This is a genomic window from Promicromonospora sp. MEB111 (assembly GCF_030209445.1).
Lineage (GTDB): Bacteria > Actinomycetota > Actinomycetes > Actinomycetales > Cellulomonadaceae > Promicromonospora.
The window spans coordinates 1-21,262 of the sequence record NZ_JARVSD010000023.1 but is presented as its reverse complement, the minus strand read 5'-3'; the positions used below and the strand labels follow the sequence as shown (position 1 = coordinate 21,262).

Sequence of the window (21,262 nt, the reverse complement as noted above, 5' to 3'; positions counted from 1 at the left end):
CTGATTCTCCCGGACGAGGCGACGTGGGCGGTACCACCAGGGCGCGGCCCCCGGGCGGAGACCCGGCTGCTACCTCGCCGCGGCCGCGCGCCAGGCGCGCGAGACGGTCGCCTGACCCAGCACCCGCGAGCCGCGGTACACCACCACCGACTGCCCCGCCGCGACCCCGCGCAGCGGGGCGCCGGTCAGCTCGATCTCCAGCGCCGGGCCGGGCATGTCCGGCAGGTCCCCGGCCGCGCGCACCCGCGCCGGTACCGGCGCCCCGTGGGCGCGGACCTGCACCTCGGCGTCGAACCACCCGTCCGGCTCGTGCTCCAGCACGCCGTCGAACCACAGGGCCTTCTCCCCCGCGATGCGGTCCACGCTCAACAGCTCCGCCGGACCCACGACCACGGTGTTCGTCGCGGGCTGCACGTCCACGACGTACCGCGCCTTGCCGTCGGCCGCCGGACGGCCCAGCCCGAGACCCTTGCGCTGGCCCACCGTGAACGCGTAGGCGCCGTCGTGCTCGCCCACCACCTCGCCGTCGACGTCCACCACCTCGCCCGGGCGCGACCCCAGGCGGGACTGCAGGAAGCCGCGGGTGTCGCCGTCGGCCACGAAGCAGATGTCGTAGGAGTCGGGCTTGGCGGAGACCGACAGGCCGCGCCGGGCGGCCTCGGCCCGCACCTCGTCCTTGGACGCGAAGCCGCCGAGCGGGAACATGGCCCGCGCCAGCCGCTCGGGGCCGGCAACGGCCAGCACGTACGACTGGTCCTTGGCGTCGTTCGGCGAGCGGTGCAGCTCGCGCACGGTGCGCGGGCCGTGCGCGCCCGGGACCTCCCGGGTGACGATCTGCGCGTAGTGGCCCGTGGCGACGGCGTCGAACCCGAGGGCCGTCGCCTTGTCCAGGAGGGCCTCGAACTTGATGTGCTCGTTGCAGCGCACGCACGGGTTGGGGGTGCGGCCCGCCTCGTACTCCGAGAGGAAGTCGGCCACGACCGTGTCCTCGAACCGCTCGGACAGGTCCCACACGTAGTACGGGATGCCGAGCACGTCGGCGGCGCGACGGGCGTCGCCCGCGTCCTCGATGGAGCAGCAGCCGCGCGAGCCCGTGCGGAACTGGTCCCGGTTGCGGGACAGCGCCATGTGCACGCCCACGACGTCGTGCCCCGCCTCGACGGCGAGCGCGGCAGCGACCGCGGAGTCCACGCCGCCCGACATGGCGGCCAGCACCCTCACGACGCGCCGCCCAGCGCGCGGCCCGACACCAGGCCCGCGGCCTGCGCCCGGGCGACGACCTGCGGCAGCGCGGTCACGAGCCGGTCGACGTCGGCCTCGGTGGACGTCGCCCCGAGCGTGAAGCGCAGCGCGCCGCGGGCCTCGGCCTCGGGCACGCCCATCGCGAGCAGCACGTGGGACGGCTGCGGCACGCCCGCCTGGCAGGCCGAGCCGGTGGACGCCTGCACGCCCGCGGAGTCCAGCAGGTAGAGCAGTGAGTCGCCCTCCGCGCCGGGGAACGTGAAGTGCGCGTTCCCGGGCAGCCGGTCGCCCGACGCCGGTTCCGGGCCGCGCAGCACCGCGGACGGCGCGGCGACGCTCACCCGGGCGACGAGCGCGTCCCGCAGCGCACGCAGGCGCGCGGCACGCTGGGGCAGGCACTCGACGGCGTGGCGCGCGGCGACGCCGAAGGCCGCGATCGAGGCGGCGTCGAGCGTGCCGGAGCGCACGCCGCGCTCCTGGCCGCCGCCGTGCAGCACGGCGTCGAGCGCGAGGTCACGCCGCGCCAGCAGGGCGCCCACGCCGACGGGGCCGCCCAGCTTGTGGGCCGAGACCGTCATGGCGTCCACGCCGGACTCCGCGAAGTCCACCTCCGTCTGGCCGACCGCCTGTACCGCGTCGGTGTGCACCGGGATGCCGTAGGGGCGCGCGGCGCGCACCACGTCGCGGACCGGCTGGAGCGTGCCCACCTCGTTGTTGGCCCACATGACGCTGATCAGCGCCGTCTCGGCGGCGTGGGCGGCGAGCTCGGCGCGCAGGGCGTCGAGGTCGAGCCGGCCCTCGGCGTCGACGGGCAGCAGCACGATCTCCGCGCCCGCGTGGCCCGCCAGCCAGAACGCGGGGTCGAGCACGGCGTGGTGCTCGACTGCGGAGACCAGCACGCGGGTGCGGCGCGTGTCCTGCGCGCGGCGCCCCCAGAAGATGCCCTTGATCGCCAGGTTGTCCGACTCGGTGCCGCCCGACGTGAAGATGACCTCGCTGGGCCGCGCGCCCAGGGCCTTCGCCAGCGTCTCCCGCGCCTCCTCGACCGCGCGCCGGGACGTGCGGCCCGCCGAGTGCAGCGACGACGCGTTGCCCGTGCGCTGCGCCTCGGCGACGTACGCCGCGAGCGCCGCGGCCGACATCGGCGTGGTCGCGGCATGGTCGAGGTACGCCGCGTCGGGCTCGCGGGTGGGCTCACCGTGCGCGCCGCTCGCCGTCAGGGGCGTGCGCACCGGGCCAGGGGGCGGAGTGGTCACGATCATCAAGTCTACGAACGCATCCGGGCCGGGAACGCTTCCCGGGGTGTGAGCCGCGCGATGCTCACGCCGGGCCTGATCCCCGCAGGACCGGGCTCACGCGGGTCCCACGCCGGCCTCATTCCCTGGGGAACACGTGCGAGAGGTCCGTCTCCCAGCGCTCCAGGGCACCGGCGGGGAGCTGCCAGACGTACTCGTTCTTGAGCTTGCCGCTGTCCGTGGCGAACGGTCCGGCGCGGTGGGCGTAGAACGCGATGGTGGGCAGCGTGCCCTCCGGGGCGGTGCGGACGCCGTTGTGGAAGTCCCCGTTGCGGCGCCGCAGCTCGTCGACGACGAAGACCCGCAGCCGGTCCTGGTCCAGGGCGGCCGCCTCGGTCGCGCTCGCGGTGAGCTGGAGCGCGATGTGGAGCTGCCGGTCGCCGCGGGCGTCCTCGTAGCTGATCAGGCGGTGGTTCTCGACCGCCTCCAGGAGCTCGGGGTCGCTGTGCACCACGTCGCGCAGCGCGTCCGGCCCGATCACGGCGCCGTTGTAGTCGACGGACAGGTCGGAGCGCCCGTAGTGGAACAGCAGCGGCAGGTCCAGGAACTTCTCGGCCACGACCTCGTGGTGGCCGAGCTCCTTGAGCACCGGCAGCACGTCGCGCACGCGCATGACGTGGCCGCGGTCGTGGATGTTGTACCGGACGCGGGGGTTGATGTTGCGGTCGCGCGCGATGGTGACGACGAGCTCGCCGTCGTCGTTGGTCTCCAGGAGGTAGTCGAACGGGTTGAACTGGAAGATCATCGGGAGCACGCCGTACTCGCCGGTCCTGGTCAGCCGCGCGGACAGACGGGGGTCCGCGCTGATGGCGCGGCGCAGGGCGACGGTGAAGTCGGTCTCGATGCTGAGGTTGATCTCCAGGTCGCTCGCCCCGTAGGAGCCGAAGACGCTGTGGGCGTACCTCAGGATGTGCGAGCGCATGTTCTCGCTGATGCCCTCGCCGCCGAACGCGGCCACGATGTCGTACTCGGCCCAGTCCAGCCGGTCGTCCTCGAACAGGGACTTCAGGAACGGCGGGTAGCTGGTGATGATGTACGTGTAGTCGGTCCCGAACTCCTGCATCGTGGCGATGATCTTGTCCTTGTCGGGGCCGCAGGACTTGATCATCGTGACCTCGGTGAGCGAGGCCGTGACGTTCATGCCCGTGGCCCAGGCCCCGAGCGAGAACGCGTTCAGCACGAACGGCTTCTTGCGCAGGGTCGACGCCGTCCGCGCGAAGCCGACCTGGAGGAGCTGGCGGGTTGCCGCGCGCTCCTCGCTGCCGCGCACCCAGCTCGTGGGCGTCCCGGAGCTCCCGGACGACTCGTCGACCACGACGCCGCGGCGCGGCAGCGCTCCCCCGATGCACCGCTCGGGGATGCTCCACCGCTTGACGTAGGACTCCTTATCCATCTCCGGGATGCCCCGGAACGTCTCGGCCAGCGAGCCCGTGAAGCGCAGGCGGCCGTCGCGGCCGTGCTCCGCGAGGAACGCGCGGTAGGCGGGCACCTGCCGCGCCGCCAGGTCGAACGTGCGCCAGGCGCGCAGCCGGCCGAGCCACCAGCGCAGCGGCTCGATGCCGGGCCCGAGCAGCAGCTTGTGCGTGTGCACGCTGTAGGTGAGCGGGCGCACGACGGCGTCCACCAGGCCGACGAGCGAGAACGCGAGCAGGCGCCTCATGCGGTGGCTCCGATCAGCATCGAGGTGGCCGGACGGCGGTGCGCCACCGGCGGGGTCTTGCTGTAGCCGAACCGGAACAGCATCCAGGCCATCCGGTCGCCGCTCTCGTCGGCGGCCACCTCCCGCGCGAAGGCCTCGTGCGAGCCGGGGTTGGTGATCACCGTGCCGAACGGGTGGAGCCGCACGCCGTGCGCGGTGAGCTCCAGCCAGAGGCGCATGAAGGTGCGGCCCGCCTCGATGTGGTCGGCCGGCCGCGCGAACGGGCCCTCCAGCCAGCCGAGCTGCCGCACCCCCCGCATGGTGTTCAGGTACATCGCGCGGATCGCCCCGCCGACGACCGGCGCGTCCCACAGGCCGCGGTGGCCCATGGCGAACCGCAGCAGGCCGCCGGGCATGAGCATGGCCTCGGCGCTCAGGCCGTCGGCCCGGTCGCGGGCGTCGTCCTTGCTGAAGCGCAGCCAGGTCATGATCTCCTCGTAGACGGCGTCGTTGCGCAGGTCGGAGAACAGTGTGGCCTGGTTGATGTGCACCAGCCGCCGCACGACGGCGCGGTCGGCGGTCGTGCGGAACGTGTGGCCGGCGGCGCTCGCCACCTCGGTCGCGGCGGCCACGACGTCGTCGGGCACCAGCCGGGCGTCGTACGGGCGGCGCGACGTCTGGCGGGACCGGAACAGGTCGAGCCGGGCGCGGGCGTCGTCCGACACGGGGCGCGGGACCAGCCGCACCGTGCCCAGGTGGTGCAGGCGGTCGGTGCCGCCGAAGTCCATCTCGCCATGGTCGAGGGTCTCCTCGACCCCGTACCCGAGCCCCTCGGCCACCGTGCGGAGCGACTCCAGGAACACGCCGGCGCAGACGTGCCCGAAGGGGATGCCGAACGACTCGGCGGGCAGCCCGAGGTCGAGGTCGTAGTAGAGCTCGGCGGTGGCCTCGTCGACGGGCCGCAGCTTGATGGGCTGCGAGTTGTGCGGGGACGGGTAGTGGCGGGCGTCCTGGACGATGCTCAGCCACGGCTCGGTGTGCGACACGACCGCAACCTAGCGCGAGCAGGGGACATACCGACCGGCAAGATGTCGAACCGTTATGCGCCCCCGACCGCTGAGTGCGGGATGTTCGCCCTTTCCGACGGTCCGGAAGGGCGAACATCCCGCACTCAGCGGTCGTGGTCAGCGGATGGTCAGCGGATGGTCAGTGGCGGTCGCGGTAGACCTGGACCACCGTGGGGCGCGGGCCGCGGAAGTCGCCGGCCTCCGGGGTGGCGCCCGCGGCGACATAGTCCGGGAAGAACGAGTCCGGCGCCTCGAAGCTGCCGTTCTCGCCCGGGTGCTGCACGTTCACGTAGACCATGCCGTCGCGGGAGTCGACGAGCGGCCCGCAGGTCTCCGCGCCCGCGGGCACCGAGAGGAACTGTTGGACGTGTCCGCGCTCGCGACCGGCGACCGGCACCTTGAACAGGCCGTCGCACTTCGCGATCGCCGACGAGCTGGGCTGCCCGTCCGTCGAGATCCAGAGGTTGCCCTCGGCGTCGAACGCCAGGTTGTCGGGGCACGAGATGGGCGAGACCCGGTCCTTCGGGTAGCCCGAGAAGTACGTGCCCTCGACGGCGGGGTCGCCGGCCACGAGCAGCAGGTTCCAGGTGAACCGGGTCGAGGTCTGGTCGCCCGACGGGATGATCTCGACCACGTGGCCGTCGCGGTTGCCGTTGGTGGTCACACCGTTCACGACCTTGCGGTCGCGCGGGTTGGCCTCGGTGGCACCCTCGGTCGCGTTGCCCGGGGTGCGGCCCGAGTTGTTGGTGCAGGCCACGTAGATGCGGCCCGTGACCGGGCTGATCTCGACGTCCTCCGGGCGGTCCATCTTGGTGGCGCCCACCTTGTCGGCGGCCAGGCGCGTGTAGATCAGCACCTCCTCGACCGACATGCCGGGAACCTTGCTGCGGCCGTCCTGGACGAGCGGGAGCCACTCGCCGGTGCCGTCGAACGCGCCGTCGGCCGGGACCGCGCCCGAGCCGTCGATCTGGGCGGCCGGCGAGTCGCCGGTGAACTTGGCGACGAACAGGTCGCCCTCCGACAGGAGCGTCTTGTTGTGGGTGCGCGCCCAGCGGGAGTCGCCCTTGGCCACGCGCTCCTTGGAGACGAACTTGTAGACGTAGTCGAACGCCTGGTCGTCGCCCATGTACGCGACGGCGTGGCCCTTGCGGGACAGCGTGACGTTGGCGCCCTCGTGCTTGAACCGGCCCATCGCGGTGTGCTTGACGGGCTTGGCGGTCGGGTCGTACGGGTCGAGCTCGACGATCCAGCCGAAGCGGTTGGACTCGTTCTCGTAGCCCGCGGACTGCGCGAAGCGCGGCTCGTCGGCCTCCCAGCCGTAGCTGGTGGAGGCACCGATGCCGTAGCGGGCGTCGGCGGTCGGGTTGACCCCCGCGGCCACGAAGTAGCCGTTGAAGTTCTCCTCGCCCGACAGGACGGTGCCCCACGGCGTGGTGCCGCCGGCGCAGTTGTTCATGGTGCCCAGCACGCGCCGGCCCGTGCGGTCCGCGGCGGTCTTGAGCAGGTCCGAGCCGGCGGCCGGGCCGTCGAGCACGAACTCGGTGTCCAGGTGGATGCGGCGGTTGAGCACGCTGATGCGCTGGTAGTCCCACGGCTTGCCCGTGCCGCGGCGGCGCACCTCGACGACGGCCATGCCGTGCGCCGCCCGCTCGATCGCGCGCGAGTAGGCGTTCTTGGTGCGGCTCCCGTCCGCGGCGATGTCCCAGTACTTCTCGGTGGGCGGGAACATGATCTCGGGGTTGGTGTACTCCAGGTTGGAGACCAGGATCCCGCGCGTCCCGCGGTGCTTCTCGCCGGGACGGATCGGCAGGATGTCGAGGTAGTCGCAGTTGTAGCCGAACTGCTTGGCCTGCTGCTCCGGCGACTGGTTGTTCGGGTCGAACGTGCGGCCGCCCGGCAGGATCGGGTCGCCCCAGCGGATGATCGGGTTCCAGGTGTAGCCCTCGGGAACCACCAGCGCGTCGACGTCGACGGGCTGCGGGTCGATGGCGCCGAAGGAGAGACCCTGGCTGTGTCCGGCTCCGGGGAACCGGCCCTCGGGCAGCGTGGCGGCGGCGGCCGACGGCGCGGCCGCGCCCTGCGCGCCGATCACCACGGCGCCGGCGGCGACGGCCAGCGTGCCGAGCATCGCGCGGCGCGACAGCACCGAGCTCACGACGTCCTTGAAGTACTCGTTGGCGCTCTCGTTCGGAGCGGGGTGAAGGCACGCGTCATTGCACTTGAGGCGACAGGTGACGGGGCTGCGCTTGCCACGCGCATGCGTGTGCACCGTCAGCAGCGGGCGGTTCTCAGGGGCGATCGTCATCGGAGGCTCTCCGGTCCGAAAAGGGGGGTAGGACGTCGTCAACCTAGGAGCAGGCGATGTCTGCGCCACCAAAGGTCCGGTACGCCCAGGTGAACGGGACGTGTCCAGCAGGTGGGCCCGGCCCTAGCCGACGAGCGCGCGGCTGGTGACGTCCCGCCAGCCCTCCGCGCGCAGCAGCTGCTCCGCGCCGCGCGACCGCAGTCCCCGCTCGCACACCACGACCACCGGACGGTCGACCGGGTGGTCCAGCAGCTCGGCCGGGAAGACCCCGGCGGCCAGGTCCTCCAGCCGCGCGAACACGGCGCCGGGGACGCCGCCGGGCCGCAGCCCGACGTCGAGCAGCAGCACGCCGGGCGCGTCGGGGACGCTCCGCGCGTCGGGCTCGCTCGGCAGGCCGGACGACGGCGGCACCTCCACCGCGCCGGGCGTCACCGACGGGGACGGCGCCGGCACGGGAACCGTCACGCCGTCGACGGTGCTCCCGACGTCCGCCGCGCCCGCGACGCCCGCCGCGTCCGCGCCGTCGGCCTCGCCCGTCACCGGCGCGGCCAGCTCGATCGTGTCCCACCCGGAGGTGCGCGCGTCGTAGGCGAGCAGGCGGCCCAGCGCCGGGTCGCCCGTACCGGTCAGGACCTTGACCGCCTCGACCGCCATGGTCGAGCCCACCACGCCGCACGCCGGGCTGAGCACGCCCACCGTCGCGCACGACTCCCCCTCGGGCGGCTGCGGGCCGAACACGTGCGGGTAGGTGATCGCGCGCCCGTCCGGCGCCGCCGACCAGAAGACGCTGACCTGGCCGTCCCAGCCCAGGACCGTGCCCCAGACGACCGGCAGCCCCAGGCGCGCCGCGGCGTCGGACACGGCGTAGCGCGTCTCGAACGTGTCGGAGCCGTCGACCACCAGGTGGTACCCGGCCAGGATCGAGGCGGCGTTGGCCCGCGTCAGCCGCTCGCGGTGCGCGATCACCTCGACCTCGGGGGCCAGCCCGCGCAGCGCGTCGGCCGCCGAGTCCGGCTTGGCGCGTCCGACGTCCGCCGCCGAGTGCAGCACCTGGCGCTGCAGGTTGGAGGCCTCCACGACGTCGTCGTCGATGATGCCAAGCGTGCCCACACCCGCCGCCGCCAGGTACTGGAGCACCGGCGACCCGAGGCCGCCCGCGCCCACCACGACGACCCGCGACGCGGCGAGCCGCTCCTGCGCGGCCAGGCCGAAGCCGTCGAGCAGGAGGTGCCGCGCGGCCCGACGGCGCTCGGCGGGCCCGAGCCCGCCTGCGGGGTTCACGAACGGCTCCATCACGTCATTCCACCACCTCGGGCGGGTTCGGCGCACACTCTTCGAGACGTCAGTTTCTTCGCCTTGCGACGCTCGAGAGCGGAGAGGTTCGGGCCCCGAAGAGGAGCAGGCCGAGCGTCAGCTCTTGCGCTTGCGGATCTCCGCCGCGGCCTGCGGGAGCACGTCGGCGAGCCGGCCCACCACGGCGAAGTCGCAGATCTCGAAGATCGGCGCCTCCGGGTCGCTGTTCACGGCGACGATCACCTGGGACGCCTGCATGCCGCCCCGGTGGTGCGGCGCGCCCGAGATGCCGGCGCCGATGTAGACGCGCGGGGCGATCGTCACGCCGGTCTGCCCCACGTAGGAGTCCCACCAGCCCTCGAACGCGGCGTCGCGGGACGCGCCCACGGCCGCGCCGAGCGCGTCCGCGAGGTCCTCCACCGGGCCGAAGTCGCCGTCGGTGCCGCGTCCTCCGGCGACCACCACGGCCGCCTGGTCCAGCGGCGGCCGGCCGCTGGTGTCGGCCTTGACCTCGCGGGACAGCAGCGCCACCGGCGACGTCGGCACCTCGACGGCGTAGCCCTCGGTCACGGGCTCGACGGCGGTCTCGACGGGCTGCGCGACGGCGGAGTTGGCCCGGACCGTCACCACGGCGACGTCGGCGGTCACCGCGCACTCGGTGTCCCACGATCCCGCGAAGACCCGCTTGCCGGCCACGACGCGGCCGTGCACGTCGCGCAGCGAGGAGGCGTCGATGACCAGGCCCGCGCCCAGGTCGTGCGCGGCCAGGGCAGCGGCCTCCTTGGCGGCGAACGACGTGGGCAGCAGCACCGCGTCGGCGTCGGTCAGGCGCACGGCGGCGGCCAGCGCGGCCGCGACGACGGCGGGCAGGTGCCGCTCGTCGCCGCTCACGCAGGCGCCGTCACGGGCGGGCTCTGCCTGGTGCACGGTCTCGACGCCGTACGCGCCGAGCTGCGCCAGCACCTCGACGGTGGGCGCCTCCAGGGCGACTGCCTCGACCCGGCCGAGGCCGCGGGCGATGGTGAGCAGCTCCAGCGTGCTGGTGCGGACCTCGGTCGCGGGGTCGAGCAGGACCTGGACGGTGCGGTTGGTCATCATTTCTCCTCGGAGCGCTCACGCTCTGTCTTTGCTGGCCTGCGCCTGCGGTTCGGCTGCGGGCGCGTGCCTCGTCCGTCGGCCCCCACCCTTCGCCTCACCTCCGGCTCAGACTCCGTGGTTGTTGGTCCGAGCCTGCGGTTCGGCTGCGGGCGCGTGCCTCGTCCCTCGGCCCCCACCCTTCGCCTCACCTCCGGCTCAGACTCCGTGGTTGTTGGTCCGAGCCTGCGGTTCGGCTGCGGGCGCGTGCCTCGTCCCTCGGCCCCCACCCTTCGCCTCACCTCCGGCTCAGACCAGGTCGTTGCGGATCAGGAAGTCGGCCAGCGCCACGCCGCCCTCGCCCTTGTCGGTGACGAGCTCTACCTCCGGGCGTGCGGGGCGGGGCGCCGCCGTCAGCGTCTCGGTGCGGGCGCCCGCGCTGCCCGCCACGGCGGGGTCGAGGCCGAGGTCGGCCGGGGACCACACCTCGATCTCCTTACTGCGGGCCGCCATGATCAGCTTGAAGCCCGGGAACCGCGGCTGGTTGGCGCCGTCCGTCACGGACAGGACGGCGGGCAGCGGCGCGGTCAGGGACTCGGTGACGTCGTCGATCTCGCGGGTGATCGTCAGCACGCGCTGCCCCGGGTCCGCCGGCTCGGCCAGCTCGACCTTCTTGGCGAGGTTCAGCGTGGGCAGGCCGAGCTCGGCGCCGAGCAGCGTCGGGACCACGGAGCCCAGGCCGTCCAGGGCGGCCATGCCGGTCACCACGAGGTCCACGGGCGCCTCGTCGCCGAGCCGGCGGACGGCGGCCGCGAGCACCGCGGCGGTGCCGAAGTAGTCGGAGCCGGCCAGGGCGTCGTCGGACACGCGGATGCCGCGGTCCACGCCGAGCTGGAACGCCTTGCGCAGGGCGACGTCGCCGTCGGGCCCGGCCATGGTGACCACGACCACCTCGCCCTCGTCCGGCCCGATGCGGCCGGCGGCGCGCTCGGCCTCGACGATCCGCAGGGCCGCCTCGATCGCGTTCTCGTCCAGCTCGTTGAGGGTGCCCTCCCCGGCGGTGCGCACGACCCGGCCCTCGGAGAAGCCGCGCTCCGTGTTGATGTCCGGGACGTACTTGGCGGTGACCACGATGCGCATGGGGTAACCGTACGACGTCGGGCGGCGTGGGACGGATCGGGTCCACGAGCGAGCCTGAGACGATGGGGCATATGGCGCAGTCACGACGAGCAGAACCGCAGCGGGCACCGGGCGACCCGGTGCCCCGCCCGGTAGTCCGGCCGCTCATCCGGCCGTCGGCCCGCCGCAGCCACGTGCCGCCGCTGGGCGTGTACGTGACGCCCGACGGCGGGATCGACGCGGCCGTGCTGGCGTCCCACGCGACGGCGGTGGACCTGTGCCTCATCGACGTCACGGACCCGGCCCTGGACGAGCACGACCCGGGCCGGTACACCGAGCGCCGGTTCGAGATGGTGGGGCCGGTGTACGGCGTGTGGCACACGCACGTCCCGGACGTCGCGCCCGGTCAGCGCTACGGGTTCCGCGTGTACGGCCCGTGGGACCCGCGCGCGGGGCTGCGGCACAACCCTGCCAAGCTGCTGGTCGACCCGTACGCCCGCGGGTTCGCGGGCCGGCTGCGCTACGGGCCCGAGGTGGTCGGCGCGGTGAGCACGGAGCGCGAGGACGGCTGGTGGCTCAGCGACCCGTACGGCCCGCCGGACGCGACCGACTCCCTGGCGTACGTGCCGCACTCCGTCGTCGTCGGGCCGCTGCCGCCGCCCCCGCCGCTGACCCGGCCCCGGGTGCCGTGGGCCGACACGGTGGTCTACGAGGCGCACGTGCGCGGGCTGACGATGCTGCGCGAGGACATCCCGCAGGAGCTGCGGGGCACGTACGCGGGGGCGGCGCACCCGGCCGTCGTCGAGCACCTGAAGAGCCTGGGCGTCACGACGCTGGAGCTCCTGCCGATCCACAAGAGCGTGGCCGAGCCGCGGCTGGCGGCGCACGGGCTGTCGAACTACTGGGGCTACAACACGCTCGGCTTCTTCGCGCCCAACGCCGCCTACGCGACCCGGGCGGCGCAGGAGCAGGGCGCGGAAGCGGTGCTCGACGAGGTGCGCGGCATGGTGCACCTGCTGCACGAGGCGGGCATCGAGGTGCTGCTCGACGTGGTCTACAACCACACGGGCGAGGGCGGCGACGACAGCCTGCACCTGGCCTGGCGCGGCCTCGACAACCCGGTCTACTACCTGCACGACGGCGCCTCGCCGGCCGCGCTGGCGGACGTCACGGGCACGGGCAACTCGCTGGACTTCCGGCGGCCGCGCGTGATCCAGCTCGCCCTGGACTCGCTGCGCTACTGGGCCGAGACGGTGGGTGTGGACGGCTACCGGTTCGACCTCGCGGTGACGCTGGGCCGTGGCGCCGTGGGGTTCGACCCCGACCACCCGTTCCTGGTGGCGCTGCAGACGGACCCCGTGCTGTCGGGGCTCAAGCTCGTGGCGGAGCCCTGGGACGTGGGGCCGGGCGGCTGGCAGACGGGCTCGTTCCCGCCGCCCATGGCGGAGTGGAACGACCGCTTCCGGGACGCGGCGCGCGGGTTCTGGCTGGACGCGCCCAAGCAGGGCGTGCGCGGGCAGGAGATGCGCGGCCTGCGGGAGCTGGCCACGCGACTGGCCGGGAGCGCCGACCTGTTCGGGCCGGGCGACCCGCCGCTGGTGCGCGGCCCGGTGGCGTCGGTCAACTACGTGACGGCGCACGACGGCTTCACGCTCGCCGACCTGGTCGCCTACGACCACAAGCACAACGAGGCCAACGGCGAGGACAACCGCGACGGGTCGGACAACAACCTGTCGTGGAACCACGGGCTGGAGGGACACACCGCCTCGGGCGACGACGCGACGACGGAACCGTGGCAGGCGATCGTGCCGCCGCGCCGCAAGTCGCAGCGCAACCTGCTGGGCACCCTGCTCCTGGCCGCCGGCACGCCCATGCTCACCGCGGGCGACGAGCTGGGCCGCACCCAGGGCGGCAACAACAACGCGTACGTCCAGGACAACGAGACGTCGTGGCTGCGCTGGGCCCTGGACGACGCCGCGACCGACCTCCTGGAGACCACCCGCTACCTGTTGCGCCTGCGGCGCGAGCACCCGGCCCTGCGGGCCGACTCGTTCTTCCTGGGCTCGCCCCGGCCGCACGAGACCGACACGGACCTGCTGTGGTTCTCCGAGACCGGCGCGGTCATGGAGGTCGACACGTGGAACCAGCCCGGCCGGCGCGTGCTGCAGATGCTGCGGCCCGGCCCGGCTGGGGGCGACGCGGACGTGCTGCTGGTGATCAACGGCGGCCTGGACGACGTCGAGGTGACCCTGCCGCCCCGCGACGGCGCCGCGCCGTGGGAGCTGGTCTGGGACTCCGCGTGGGACGCACCCGTGGTGCCCGACGACGAGACCGGCCCCCGGACGTCGGTCACGCTGGACGCGCTGAACATCAACGTGCTGCTGTCGCGGGGCACCTGACCGACCGGCCGTTTCACCCGGGTTGTGCGCGGTCGACGACACCGCGGGGGGACTGTCCTGGCTAAGGTGCGCACATGACTGACTCCGTCCACAACAACGGCGTTGCCACCACGGGGAACACCGACGTCATCGTCATCGGTGCGGGCCTGTCCGGGCTCGTCACCGCCACCGAGCTGACCGCCGCGGGCAAGCGGGTGGTCCTGCTCGACCAGGAGCCGGCCGCGTCGCTGGGCGGACAGGCCTGGTGGTCGTTCGGCGGGCTGTTCCTGGTCGACTCCCCCGAGCAGCGCCGCCTCAAGGTGAAGGACTCCTTCGACCTCGCGTTCGCGGACTGGCTGGGCTCCGCCCAGTTCTCGCCGGGCGCCGACCGCGGCGAGGGCCCGGACCGGTTCGGCTACCGCTGGGCCAAGGGGTTCGTCGAGTTCGCCGCGGGCGACCTGCGACCCTGGCTGCACGCCAAGGGGGTGCGCTGGTTCCCGCTGGTGCAGTGGGCGGAGCGCGGCGGGTACCCCGCCGGCGGGCACGGCAACTCGGTGCCGAGGTTCCACGTCACGTGGGGCACCGGCCCTGCCGTCGTCGAGCCCTTCGTCGCCGCGGCGCACGAGGCCAACCGGGCCGGGCTGCTCGACCTGCGCTTCCGGCACCGGGTCACGTCCCTGGTCGTCACCGACGGCCGGGTCACCGGGGTGCGCGCGGAGATCCTGGCCGACGACGACGCCGGCCGCGGCGAGCCGTCCGGCCGCACGGTGACCGGCGAGGTGGAGCTGTCCGCCCAGGCCGTCGTGGTCGCGAGCGGCGGCATCGGCGCCAACCACGACCTGGCGCGCGCCCGCTGGTCCGCCGACGCCGGACGCCTCCCGGAGCGCATGCTCTCGGGCGTGCCGGACTCCACGGACGGCCTCATGCTCGGGGTCGCCGCCGACTCCGGCGCGGCGCTGGTGCACGAGGACCGCATGTGGCACTACCCGGAGGGCATCGCGAACCACTCGCCGGTCTGGACCCGGCACGGCATCCGCATCCTGCCCGGCCCGTCGTCGCTGTGGCTCGACGCCGACGGCAACCGGCTGCCCGGTCCGCTCTTCCCCGGGTTCGACGCGCTCGGGGCGCTGCAGCACGTGACCACCCGCGGCGACGACCACTCCTGGTTCGTGCTGAACAAGACGATCATGGAGAAGGAGTTCGCGCTGTCGGGCTCCGAGCAGAACCCCGACCTGACCGGCAAGTCCGTGCCGCTGCTCCTGGAGCGGGTGCGCGGCCGGTCGGTGCCGGTGCGCACCTTCGCGGAGCAGTCGGAGGAGTTCCTCTGGGCCGACACCCCGGCCGAGCTCGCCGCGCAGATGAACGCGCTGACGGCGGCCACCGACGGGTCGCACGGGCACGTCGACGGGGAGTCCCTGGCCGCGCTGATCGCTGCCCGCGACGCCCAGGTCGCCACCGGTCTCGGGAAGGACCCGCAGGTCGTGGCGACGGCGGCCGCGCGGCACTTCATCGTGGACAAGGCCATCCGGGTGTCGCCGCCGCGCGCGCTCACCGACCCGCAGGACGGGCCGCTGCTCGCCGTCCGGCTGTCGGTGCTGACCCGCAAGACCCTCGGCGGCCTGTGGTGCGACGAGACCGGCCGGGCGCTGACCCCGGACGGCGACGTGCTGGAGGGCCTGTGGGCCGTGGGCGAGGCCGCGGGCTTCGGCGGCGGCGGCGCCCACGGGCACCGCGCGCTGGAGGGGACGTTCCTGGGCGGCTGCCTCTTCACGGGCCGCACGACGGGCCGCGCCCTGGCGGCGGCGTTGTGACCGGCTGGCTGACTCGGCGGCTCATGCCTGCCGAGTCAGCCGGCTGGTCCGACCACACTCCTGACTCGGCAGATTCAGACGGCCGAGTCAGCGGGTTGGTGACATACCCCCCAGCCGGCTAACGCAGCAGGGCCGTCCCGTCCTCCAGGGCGACGACGACGGCGCCCCGCGTGCAGCGCGACAGCAGCTCCGCGGGCCAGTCGCCCGTCAGCGGCACCGCCTCGACGTCCAGGCCGGTCCCGGCGGCCCCAACCCCGGCGGCCCCGGTCGCGTCGCCCGGGCGCAGGCCCGTCACGCGCGCCGTCCCGGCCCGGCCGATCCGGTCCCGCACGGGTTCGGGCCGGTCGAAGAACCAGTGCGTCGGCGCGTTGGAGTCCAGCTCGTCCGCGAGCCGCTCCAGGTCCCGGGCCGCCAGCCGCAGCACGGGGGCCACCCACGCGGCGTTCTCGGTCACCATCGCCTCGGTGCGCCGCGGGTCGGTGAACCCGACCCGGGTCCCGTCGCGGAACGAGCCCGCGGCCAGCCGCAGCGCCACGTCGCGCACGGGCGCGCCGGCCACGGCGCCGAGGAGCTGGTTGGCCAGCACGTGCGGCACGTGGGACACGAGCGCGACGGCCTCGTCGTGCAGCTCGTCGGTCAGCACCGCCGCCGTCCCGCCCAGCGGTCCCGTGACCAGGCGCAGCACCTGCAGCAGCCGGTCCGGGTCGGTCGCCGGGGTCACGGTCACCGCCCACGGGACGCCCTGCATCAGCTCCGCCGACGACGCCGCGAACCCGCTGTGCTCGGTCCCCGACATCGGGTGGGCACCGACGTACCGCTCCCCCAGCCCCGCCTCGGCGACCGCATCACGGACCGGGCCCTTGACCGACCCCACGTCGGTCACCGTCGGGTCCCAGCCCGGCTCGTCCGCCAGCGCCTCGGCGAGCTCCGCCGCCACCGACCGCATGGCGCGCAGGGGCGCGGCGAGCACCACGACGTCCGGCCGGTTGGCGGCCAGGTGCGCGACGTCGTCCGCGATCGTGAGGCCGGCCGCGCGCGCCTCGCCGCCCGAGACGGGATCCGTCGCGACCACGGGCACGCCCGCCGCCTGCAGGGCGCGGGCGAGCGAGCCCCCGACCAGACCCAGGCCGACGACGCCGACGCCGACGCTCACCACAGCAGGCCCCGCTCGCGGTCCTCTGCGGAGTCCTTCGCCGACACGGAGCCGACCGGCACGTGGTCCGGGTCGAGCACGCCGTCGAGCGCCCGGAACCCCGCGCCCGCCGGGAACAGGCCGAGCGTCTTGAGGGAGTCGCCGGCGGCCAGCAGGTCGCTCAGCATCTCCCGCGCGCCCCGGTCCCACGGCGCCTCGTCGAAGGTCACCACGAACGCATACTTGCTCTCCTGGGCCTTGACCGGCCGGGTGATCAGGCTCGACATGTTCACGCCCCGGTCGCCGAACGCCGCGGTGATCCGCGCCAGCACGCCCGGACCGGTCACCGAGGGCGTGATCGCCAGCATCGTCTTCCAGTCCGTGGCGCCCGCGGCGCGGGACCGGGCCAGGTGCGCGGCGGCCGCGCTGCGCCGGGTCAGGACGAGGAACCGGGTGCGGCCGCCCCGGAAGTCCTCGACCGCCTTCGCGTACGTCTGAAGCCCGTACAGCTCGCCGCAGATCGTGGGCCCCAGGGCGATCGTCCCCGGTCCGGCGTCGCGGCAGGCCGCCGCGTTGGACGACGCCGGGGCGGTCGCCAGCCCCGTGCCGTTCACGAAACCCGAGCACTGCGCCAGGCCGTGCGGGTGGGCCGACACCTCGGTCAGGTCGCCGTGGCCGGGCCGCACGAACGCGTCGAACGACACGTCGAGCGCCACCTCGTCGACGGCCACGACGTCCGCGCTGGACAGCAGCGCGTCCAGCGACGGCACCACGTAGCCCTCGACGGAGGACTCGATCGCGACCACGCCGACGTCCGCACCGCCCGCCGCCACGACGTCGTGCACGTCCTTGACGGTGTCCAGCGGCTCGGCGGTAGACACGGCGTCGTCGGGCGCGCCGTCGTCGGGACGCCCCGCCGGGCCGCCCGAGGGCGCGGGCCGGCGGGCCCACTCCAGGGCCGCCTGGTGCGTGAAGGTGCCCTCCGGGCCCAGGTACGCCACCCGGGTGCCGCCCGCCAGGCGACCACCCGGCGCCGTCATGCCCATCGGGGGGTCAGCGCGTCCGGCCCGGGCACGAACGCCTCGCCCGGCAGCACGGCCAGCGTGCGGTGCGCGACGCCGCGCTCGGTCAGCGAGTCGACCAGCACGCTCAGCGTCCGCGACGTGGGGCAGGAGAACGACGCGAAGAACACGTGCGGCCCGCCCGACGACGGCTGGCTGCGCAGGTGGTCCAGGTCGAGCCCGGCGTCCGCGATGACCGCGAGGGTGGGCTGGAGCGAGCCGAGGTGGTCGTCGGCCGGGCCGAACGCGAGCCACACCTGGGCCGGCTCGGTGAACGGAGGCCAGTCGTCGCGGGACTCCAGCAGCCCGTACCAGACGGGACCGCCCTCGGCGAGTGCCGGGCTGTCCGGGAGCTCCGCGAAGCCGGAGGGCACCCGGGAGCGCTCGATCACCAGGGACCCGCCCTCCCCGGCGAGGGCGATTCGCTCCTCGACGCTCGTGCGGGTCGGTACCAGCCGCGGGCTCACGCCGAGGCCGCGCAGCACGCCCGCGCAGTCCCGCATGCCCGCCTCGTCGATGACGACCTGACCGACCGTGGCGTTCGCCCCGACCCAGACCCACTGGCCGGGCACGGCCACCGCCGACGTCACGATGAGCGACGACGCGCCCTCCAGGAGGGCGCGCTCGAGGCCCGGCGCCGGGTGCTCCGGGTGTCCCAGGTGCACCACGGCCGCCAGGGCCTCGATGCTCGCGACCGTGGCGAGGGTGTCCGCCGTGGTCCCGAGGTCGAGCAGCTCGACCGGGTCGTTCCATCCCGCCATCCGCGCGGCAAGCACCGCGTGTGCGGGAGACTCCCGCTCGCTACGTCCAAGCATGTGCCGAACCTACCGCCGCGGAGGCCTCAGAGCCGCACCGTCAGTCGCACACGACGGGGTTGTCGGGGTTGTAGGAGTGGTTGAACGAGTTCTCCTTGACGACCTTGCCGTCGTGGAGCACCTTGCGCGAGATGGTCACGGAGAAACCGTCCTCGCCGCCCGGGTAGGGCTGGCAGTCGGCCGACGAGTCGTGGATCGTCGTCTTGGGGACGATGTTCCGCTTCGCGCTCGTGTTCTCCTGCACCGTGTAGTACTTGGTGCTCCAGATCCGGACCGTCAGCTGGTTGCCCGAGACGAAGGCCTGCATGACCGCGCCGTACGGGGTGTCGTTCGTGAACTTCATGTCCTTGGCGCCCACGTAGATCGTGGCCTCGCGGCCCGCGGGGTAACGCGGGAACCAGTAGGAGTGCGCGTGGTGCTCGACGTCCTCGAACCCGGCGAAGAAGCCCGCGTTGAACGACGTCGTGGCCATCTGCGAGAGACCACCGCCCACCGCCTCGACGTGCTCGCCGTTCTCGACGACGCCCGCGTCGAAGTACCCGTTCTCCAGCGTGATCGGGGCCAGCGCCTCCAGCAGGGAGAACGTCTCGCCCGGCTTGATGAGGTTGCCCGTGACCATCTGCGCGCCGCGCACCAGGTTCTGGGTGCGCACCGGCTCGTTCGTCAGCGGCGTGCTGAACTCGGAGACGACCTCCTTGACACCCAGGGCCTCCAGCGACTCGACGGTGTCCTTGGGGTCCTGCTCGACCAGCTCGACCGACGTCTCGCGGTCGTCGCCCGTCGCGGCGATCCGCACCGCCTTGCCCGCCTCGGCCGGGTCGAGCGTGGTGCCGGTCTTGCCCGCGACCACGGTCGGCTTGCCGCCCGCGAACTCGAAGTGGGCGTCGGACGGGACCTCCAGCAGGTTCGTGGTGGCATCGACGATCGCCGCGACGGTCGCCTCCCGGTCCACGATGGTGACGAGCTGGTCGTCCTTCTGCTCGAAGCGGATGAGCCCGGACAGCACCTGCGGGGACAGCTGCGGCTGCTGGCCGCCCACCGAGACCGTGACCGGCGCCGAGACGATCTTCTGCGCGACCGAGAACTGCTTGTCGGTCTGCGCCTGGGTGATCACCGGGTCGACGGGCTCGACCGGCAGGTCGAACGGCCCGTCCTGGTGCAGCCAGCGCTCCTTGATGATGCGCGAGGTCTCGCTCGCGACGATGCGCGAGCCGTCCTTCGCGTCCGTCTTGACCGCCTGCCCGTCGACGAACCCGACGGTGCCGTCCACGGGCTCCACGGCGAGCGACTCCTCCAGGCCCGCGACCGCGGCGTCGAACTTCTCCGAGTCGATGGCCAGGACCAGCTCCTGCTCGGAGCCGCCGAACATGTGCGCCCACATGCGCGCCAGGCTCAGCGAGAAGCCCGTGAGCTCCGCCGTCGTCGCCTCGGCGTCGATCGCCAGGCCGCTGGGCTCCGGGGAGAGCTGGGCCTTGCCCTCGCCCGCCGTGAGGTCGATCGGCTCCTTGAGCCGCGGGCCGAGCTGCTCCGTGAGCGCGGACGCCGCCGCCGCCTGCGTCATGCCGCCGACGTTCACGCCGGCCACCGTGGTCTCCTTCGGCACCGTGTCGCTCACGCCCCAGGCCGCGAAGGCGTAGCTCGCGAACAGCACGACGGCGCCGAGCACCGAGAACAGGGCGATCTTGGGGCCACGGCTCGGCGCGCCGTCCCCGGCGAGGCCGAAGAAGCCGTCCTGGCCCGCGGCACCCGGACCGTTCGGACCACCGGGGCCACCCGGTGCTCCCGGACCGCCGGGGCCCGCGGGGCCGGACGCCGCGAGCGGCGTCGCCTCGGGGCGCACGGGCGCCCAGGGGCGCGCCACGCGCTGGATCGCGCCGGTCAGCGGCTTGAGGAACGGGATCTGGCCGCCGTCGGACGTGGGCACGGCACCCGGGCCCGACGGCGCCGCGCCGGGGCGCGGGGCGAACGGCGGGACCGACGGCGGCGCGGGCGCCGGCGTGGTGGCCGACTCGGTGCTGGTCGTGGCGTCCGTCCTTGCGTCGGGTGCGGCGGCCGGCGTGCCCGCTGCTGCTGTACCTGCCGCCGCCGTGCCCGCCGCCGCGGCGGCCGCAGCAGCGGCGCCGGTCTTGGGCGGGCGGTCGAACGCGAAGACGCGCGGGGTGTACCCGCTCCGCGGCTTGGCGGCCTTGGTCGGCGGCGTCGCGAGCTCCGCGACGACGGTCTGCAGCACGGCGACCTGGTCGGCGCCGTCGACGGTCGGCTCGGTCTGTGCGTCGCGCTTGGTCGGGGCGTCGGGCTTCGTGGCGCCAGCCTTCGCGGCGTCGGGCTTCGAGGCCGCAGTCGCGTTGGCCGCGGCGACACCGGCCGCCGTGGCAGGGTTGCCGGGAGCTGCGGGCTTGGCCGCAGCATCCGGTGCGGGCTTGGCCGTGGCGTCCGGCGCGCCTTGAGCGGCGGGCCTGGCCGCGGCGTCGGACGTGGCCGGCGTCGCGGGCTTGGCGGAAGCGTCCGGCGCATCCTGAGCGGCTGGCTGAGCCTGAGCGGCGGGCTGGGCCGGAGCAGCGGTCCGGGCCTGAGCGGCAGGCTGCGTCGGGGCAGCCGGCCGTGCCTGAGCAGGCGGCTGCGTCGGAGCGGCGGCCGGGCCTGCTGCGGCAGAGCCCGCCGGAGCGGCGGACTTGGTCGCGGCGTCCGAGGCGCCCGGGGTGGAGGGCTTGTCCTCGGTGACGGACTGGCGCGCGGCGGCGGACCGGCCCGCCGCGGAGGCGGGCGAGGCCTCAGGCGTGCGCCCCGCTTCCGGGGTACTGGCAGGTGCGGGCGCCACGCCGTCGGGCGTACCCGCGGCGGACGCGCTCGGGACCGCTGCTGCCGGGGCGGCAGGCCGGTTCGCAGCGTCGGACACGGGCGGGGCCGCGGCGGGCTTCTCGACCGCGGGCGCGCTCGGGGCGGCCGCCGGGGACGCGGTGTCACCCGCGGCCTCTGCCGGGCGACCGGCCGCGGTTGCCTCAGGGCTCGGCGTGCTCGCCGGGGCCTGCGC

The 21,262-nt window shown here is 74.2% G+C and carries 14 protein-coding genes; 2 read left to right on the top strand and 12 right to left on the bottom strand.

What is annotated here, in order from left to right:
• Window positions 1-69: 69 nt before the first annotated feature.
• The 8 genes from mnmA to QRN56_RS24520 form a co-directional block, all read right to left on the bottom strand.
• On the bottom strand, window positions 70-1,221 hold the full coding sequence (mnmA, locus tag QRN56_RS24555) for a tRNA 2-thiouridine(34) synthase MnmA (RefSeq protein ID WP_285107729.1): 1,152 nt from the start codon (window positions 1,219-1,221) through the stop codon (window positions 70-72).
• Window positions 1,218-2,504, bottom strand: coding sequence for a cysteine desulfurase family protein (locus QRN56_RS24550; protein WP_285107728.1), 1,287 nt, complete (start codon window positions 2,502-2,504; stop codon window positions 1,218-1,220). Before QRN56_RS24550 ends, mnmA begins: the two co-directional genes overlap by 4 nt.
• Window positions 2,505-2,616: 112 nt before the next feature.
• On the bottom strand, window positions 2,617-4,197 hold the full coding sequence (locus tag QRN56_RS24545) for a phenylacetate--CoA ligase family protein (protein WP_285107726.1): 1,581 nt from the start codon (window positions 4,195-4,197) through the stop codon (window positions 2,617-2,619).
• Window positions 4,194-5,222 (bottom strand): hypothetical protein, encoded by a 1,029-nt coding sequence (locus tag QRN56_RS24540; protein WP_285107725.1) that lies wholly within the window; start codon window positions 5,220-5,222, stop codon window positions 4,194-4,196. The genes QRN56_RS24545 and QRN56_RS24540 overlap by 4 nt, the downstream gene beginning before the upstream one ends.
• Window positions 5,223-5,382: 160 nt before the next feature.
• The gene (locus QRN56_RS24535; RefSeq protein WP_285107724.1) at window positions 5,383-7,548 is read right to left on the bottom strand and encodes a PhoX family protein; all 2,166 of its coding nucleotides are present in this window, start codon (window positions 7,546-7,548) and stop codon (window positions 5,383-5,385) included.
• A 123-nt stretch (window positions 7,549-7,671) separates the two neighbouring features.
• On the bottom strand, window positions 7,672-8,829 hold the full coding sequence (locus QRN56_RS24530; RefSeq protein ID WP_285107723.1) for a HesA/MoeB/ThiF family protein: 1,158 nt from the start codon (window positions 8,827-8,829) through the stop codon (window positions 7,672-7,674).
• A gap of 129 nt (window positions 8,830-8,958) precedes the next feature.
• Window positions 8,959-9,936 (bottom strand): electron transfer flavoprotein subunit alpha/FixB family protein, encoded by a 978-nt coding sequence (locus QRN56_RS24525; protein ID WP_285107722.1) that lies wholly within the window; start codon window positions 9,934-9,936, stop codon window positions 8,959-8,961.
• A gap of 288 nt (window positions 9,937-10,224) precedes the next feature.
• Entirely contained in the window at window positions 10,225-11,055 is an 831-nt protein-coding gene (locus tag QRN56_RS24520; protein ID WP_285107721.1) for an electron transfer flavoprotein subunit beta/FixA family protein, read from the bottom strand.
• 71 nt (window positions 11,056-11,126) lie between these two features.
• On the opposite strand from QRN56_RS24520, the gene glgX reads away from it, so the two are divergent.
• Window positions 11,127-13,433 carry a glycogen debranching protein GlgX gene (gene glgX, locus QRN56_RS24515; protein ID WP_285107719.1) on the top strand — a complete coding sequence of 769 codons (2,307 nt, stop codon included), beginning with the start codon at window positions 11,127-11,129 and terminating at the stop codon, window positions 13,431-13,433.
• A 74-nt stretch (window positions 13,434-13,507) separates the two neighbouring features.
• Window positions 13,508-15,223 carry an FAD-binding dehydrogenase gene (locus QRN56_RS24510; protein ID WP_285107717.1) on the top strand — a complete coding sequence of 572 codons (1,716 nt, stop codon included), beginning with the start codon at window positions 13,508-13,510 and terminating at the stop codon, window positions 15,221-15,223.
• Window positions 15,224-15,341: 118 nt separating this feature from the next.
• Here the strand turns inward: QRN56_RS24510 and QRN56_RS24505 are convergent, their stop codons facing one another.
• The 4 genes from QRN56_RS24505 to QRN56_RS24490 all read right to left on the bottom strand — a co-directional run.
• Complete coding sequence (locus QRN56_RS24505) at window positions 15,342-16,376, bottom strand: prephenate dehydrogenase (RefSeq protein WP_285107715.1); 1,035 nt, start codon at window positions 16,374-16,376, stop codon at window positions 15,342-15,344.
• On the bottom strand, window positions 16,373-17,395 hold the full coding sequence (locus tag QRN56_RS24500; protein WP_285107713.1) for a prephenate dehydratase: 1,023 nt from the start codon (window positions 17,393-17,395) through the stop codon (window positions 16,373-16,375). The genes QRN56_RS24505 and QRN56_RS24500 overlap by 4 nt, the downstream gene beginning before the upstream one ends.
• Window positions 17,392-18,231 (bottom strand): hypothetical protein, encoded by an 840-nt coding sequence (locus QRN56_RS24495; RefSeq protein ID WP_285107711.1) that lies wholly within the window; start codon window positions 18,229-18,231, stop codon window positions 17,392-17,394. Before QRN56_RS24495 ends, QRN56_RS24500 begins: the two co-directional genes overlap by 4 nt.
• 40 nt (window positions 18,232-18,271) lie before the next feature.
• Window positions 18,272-21,262, bottom strand: a 2,991-nt coding sequence (locus tag QRN56_RS24490; RefSeq protein ID WP_285107709.1) for a VanW family protein, incomplete at its 5' end; no start/stop codon positions are given.

Excerpts from the sequence above, each read along its gene's own strand:
- QRN56_RS24550 (WP_285107728.1), bottom strand. The coding sequence starts at position 2,504 with ATGATCGTGACCACTCCGCCCCCTGGCCCGGTGCGCACGCCCCTGACG.
- QRN56_RS24545 (WP_285107726.1), bottom strand. The coding sequence starts at position 4,197 with ATGAGGCGCCTGCTCGCGTTCTCGCTCGTCGGCCTGGTGGACGCCGTC.
- QRN56_RS24535 (WP_285107724.1), bottom strand. The coding sequence starts at position 7,548 with ATGACGATCGCCCCTGAGAACCGCCCGCTGCTGACGGTGCACACGCAT.
- QRN56_RS24525 (WP_285107722.1), bottom strand. The coding sequence starts at position 9,936 with ATGACCAACCGCACCGTCCAGGTCCTGCTCGACCCCGCGACCGAGGTC.
- QRN56_RS24520 (WP_285107721.1), bottom strand. The coding sequence starts at position 11,055 with ATGCGCATCGTGGTCACCGCCAAGTACGTCCCGGACATCAACACGGAG.
- glgX (WP_285107719.1), top strand. The coding sequence starts at position 11,127 with ATGGCGCAGTCACGACGAGCAGAACCGCAGCGGGCACCGGGCGACCCG.
- QRN56_RS24510 (WP_285107717.1), top strand. The coding sequence starts at position 13,508 with ATGACTGACTCCGTCCACAACAACGGCGTTGCCACCACGGGGAACACC.
- QRN56_RS24500 (WP_285107713.1), bottom strand. The coding sequence starts at position 17,395 with ATGACGGCGCCGGGTGGTCGCCTGGCGGGCGGCACCCGGGTGGCGTAC.
- QRN56_RS24495 (WP_285107711.1), bottom strand. The coding sequence starts at position 18,231 with ATGCTTGGACGTAGCGAGCGGGAGTCTCCCGCACACGCGGTGCTTGCC.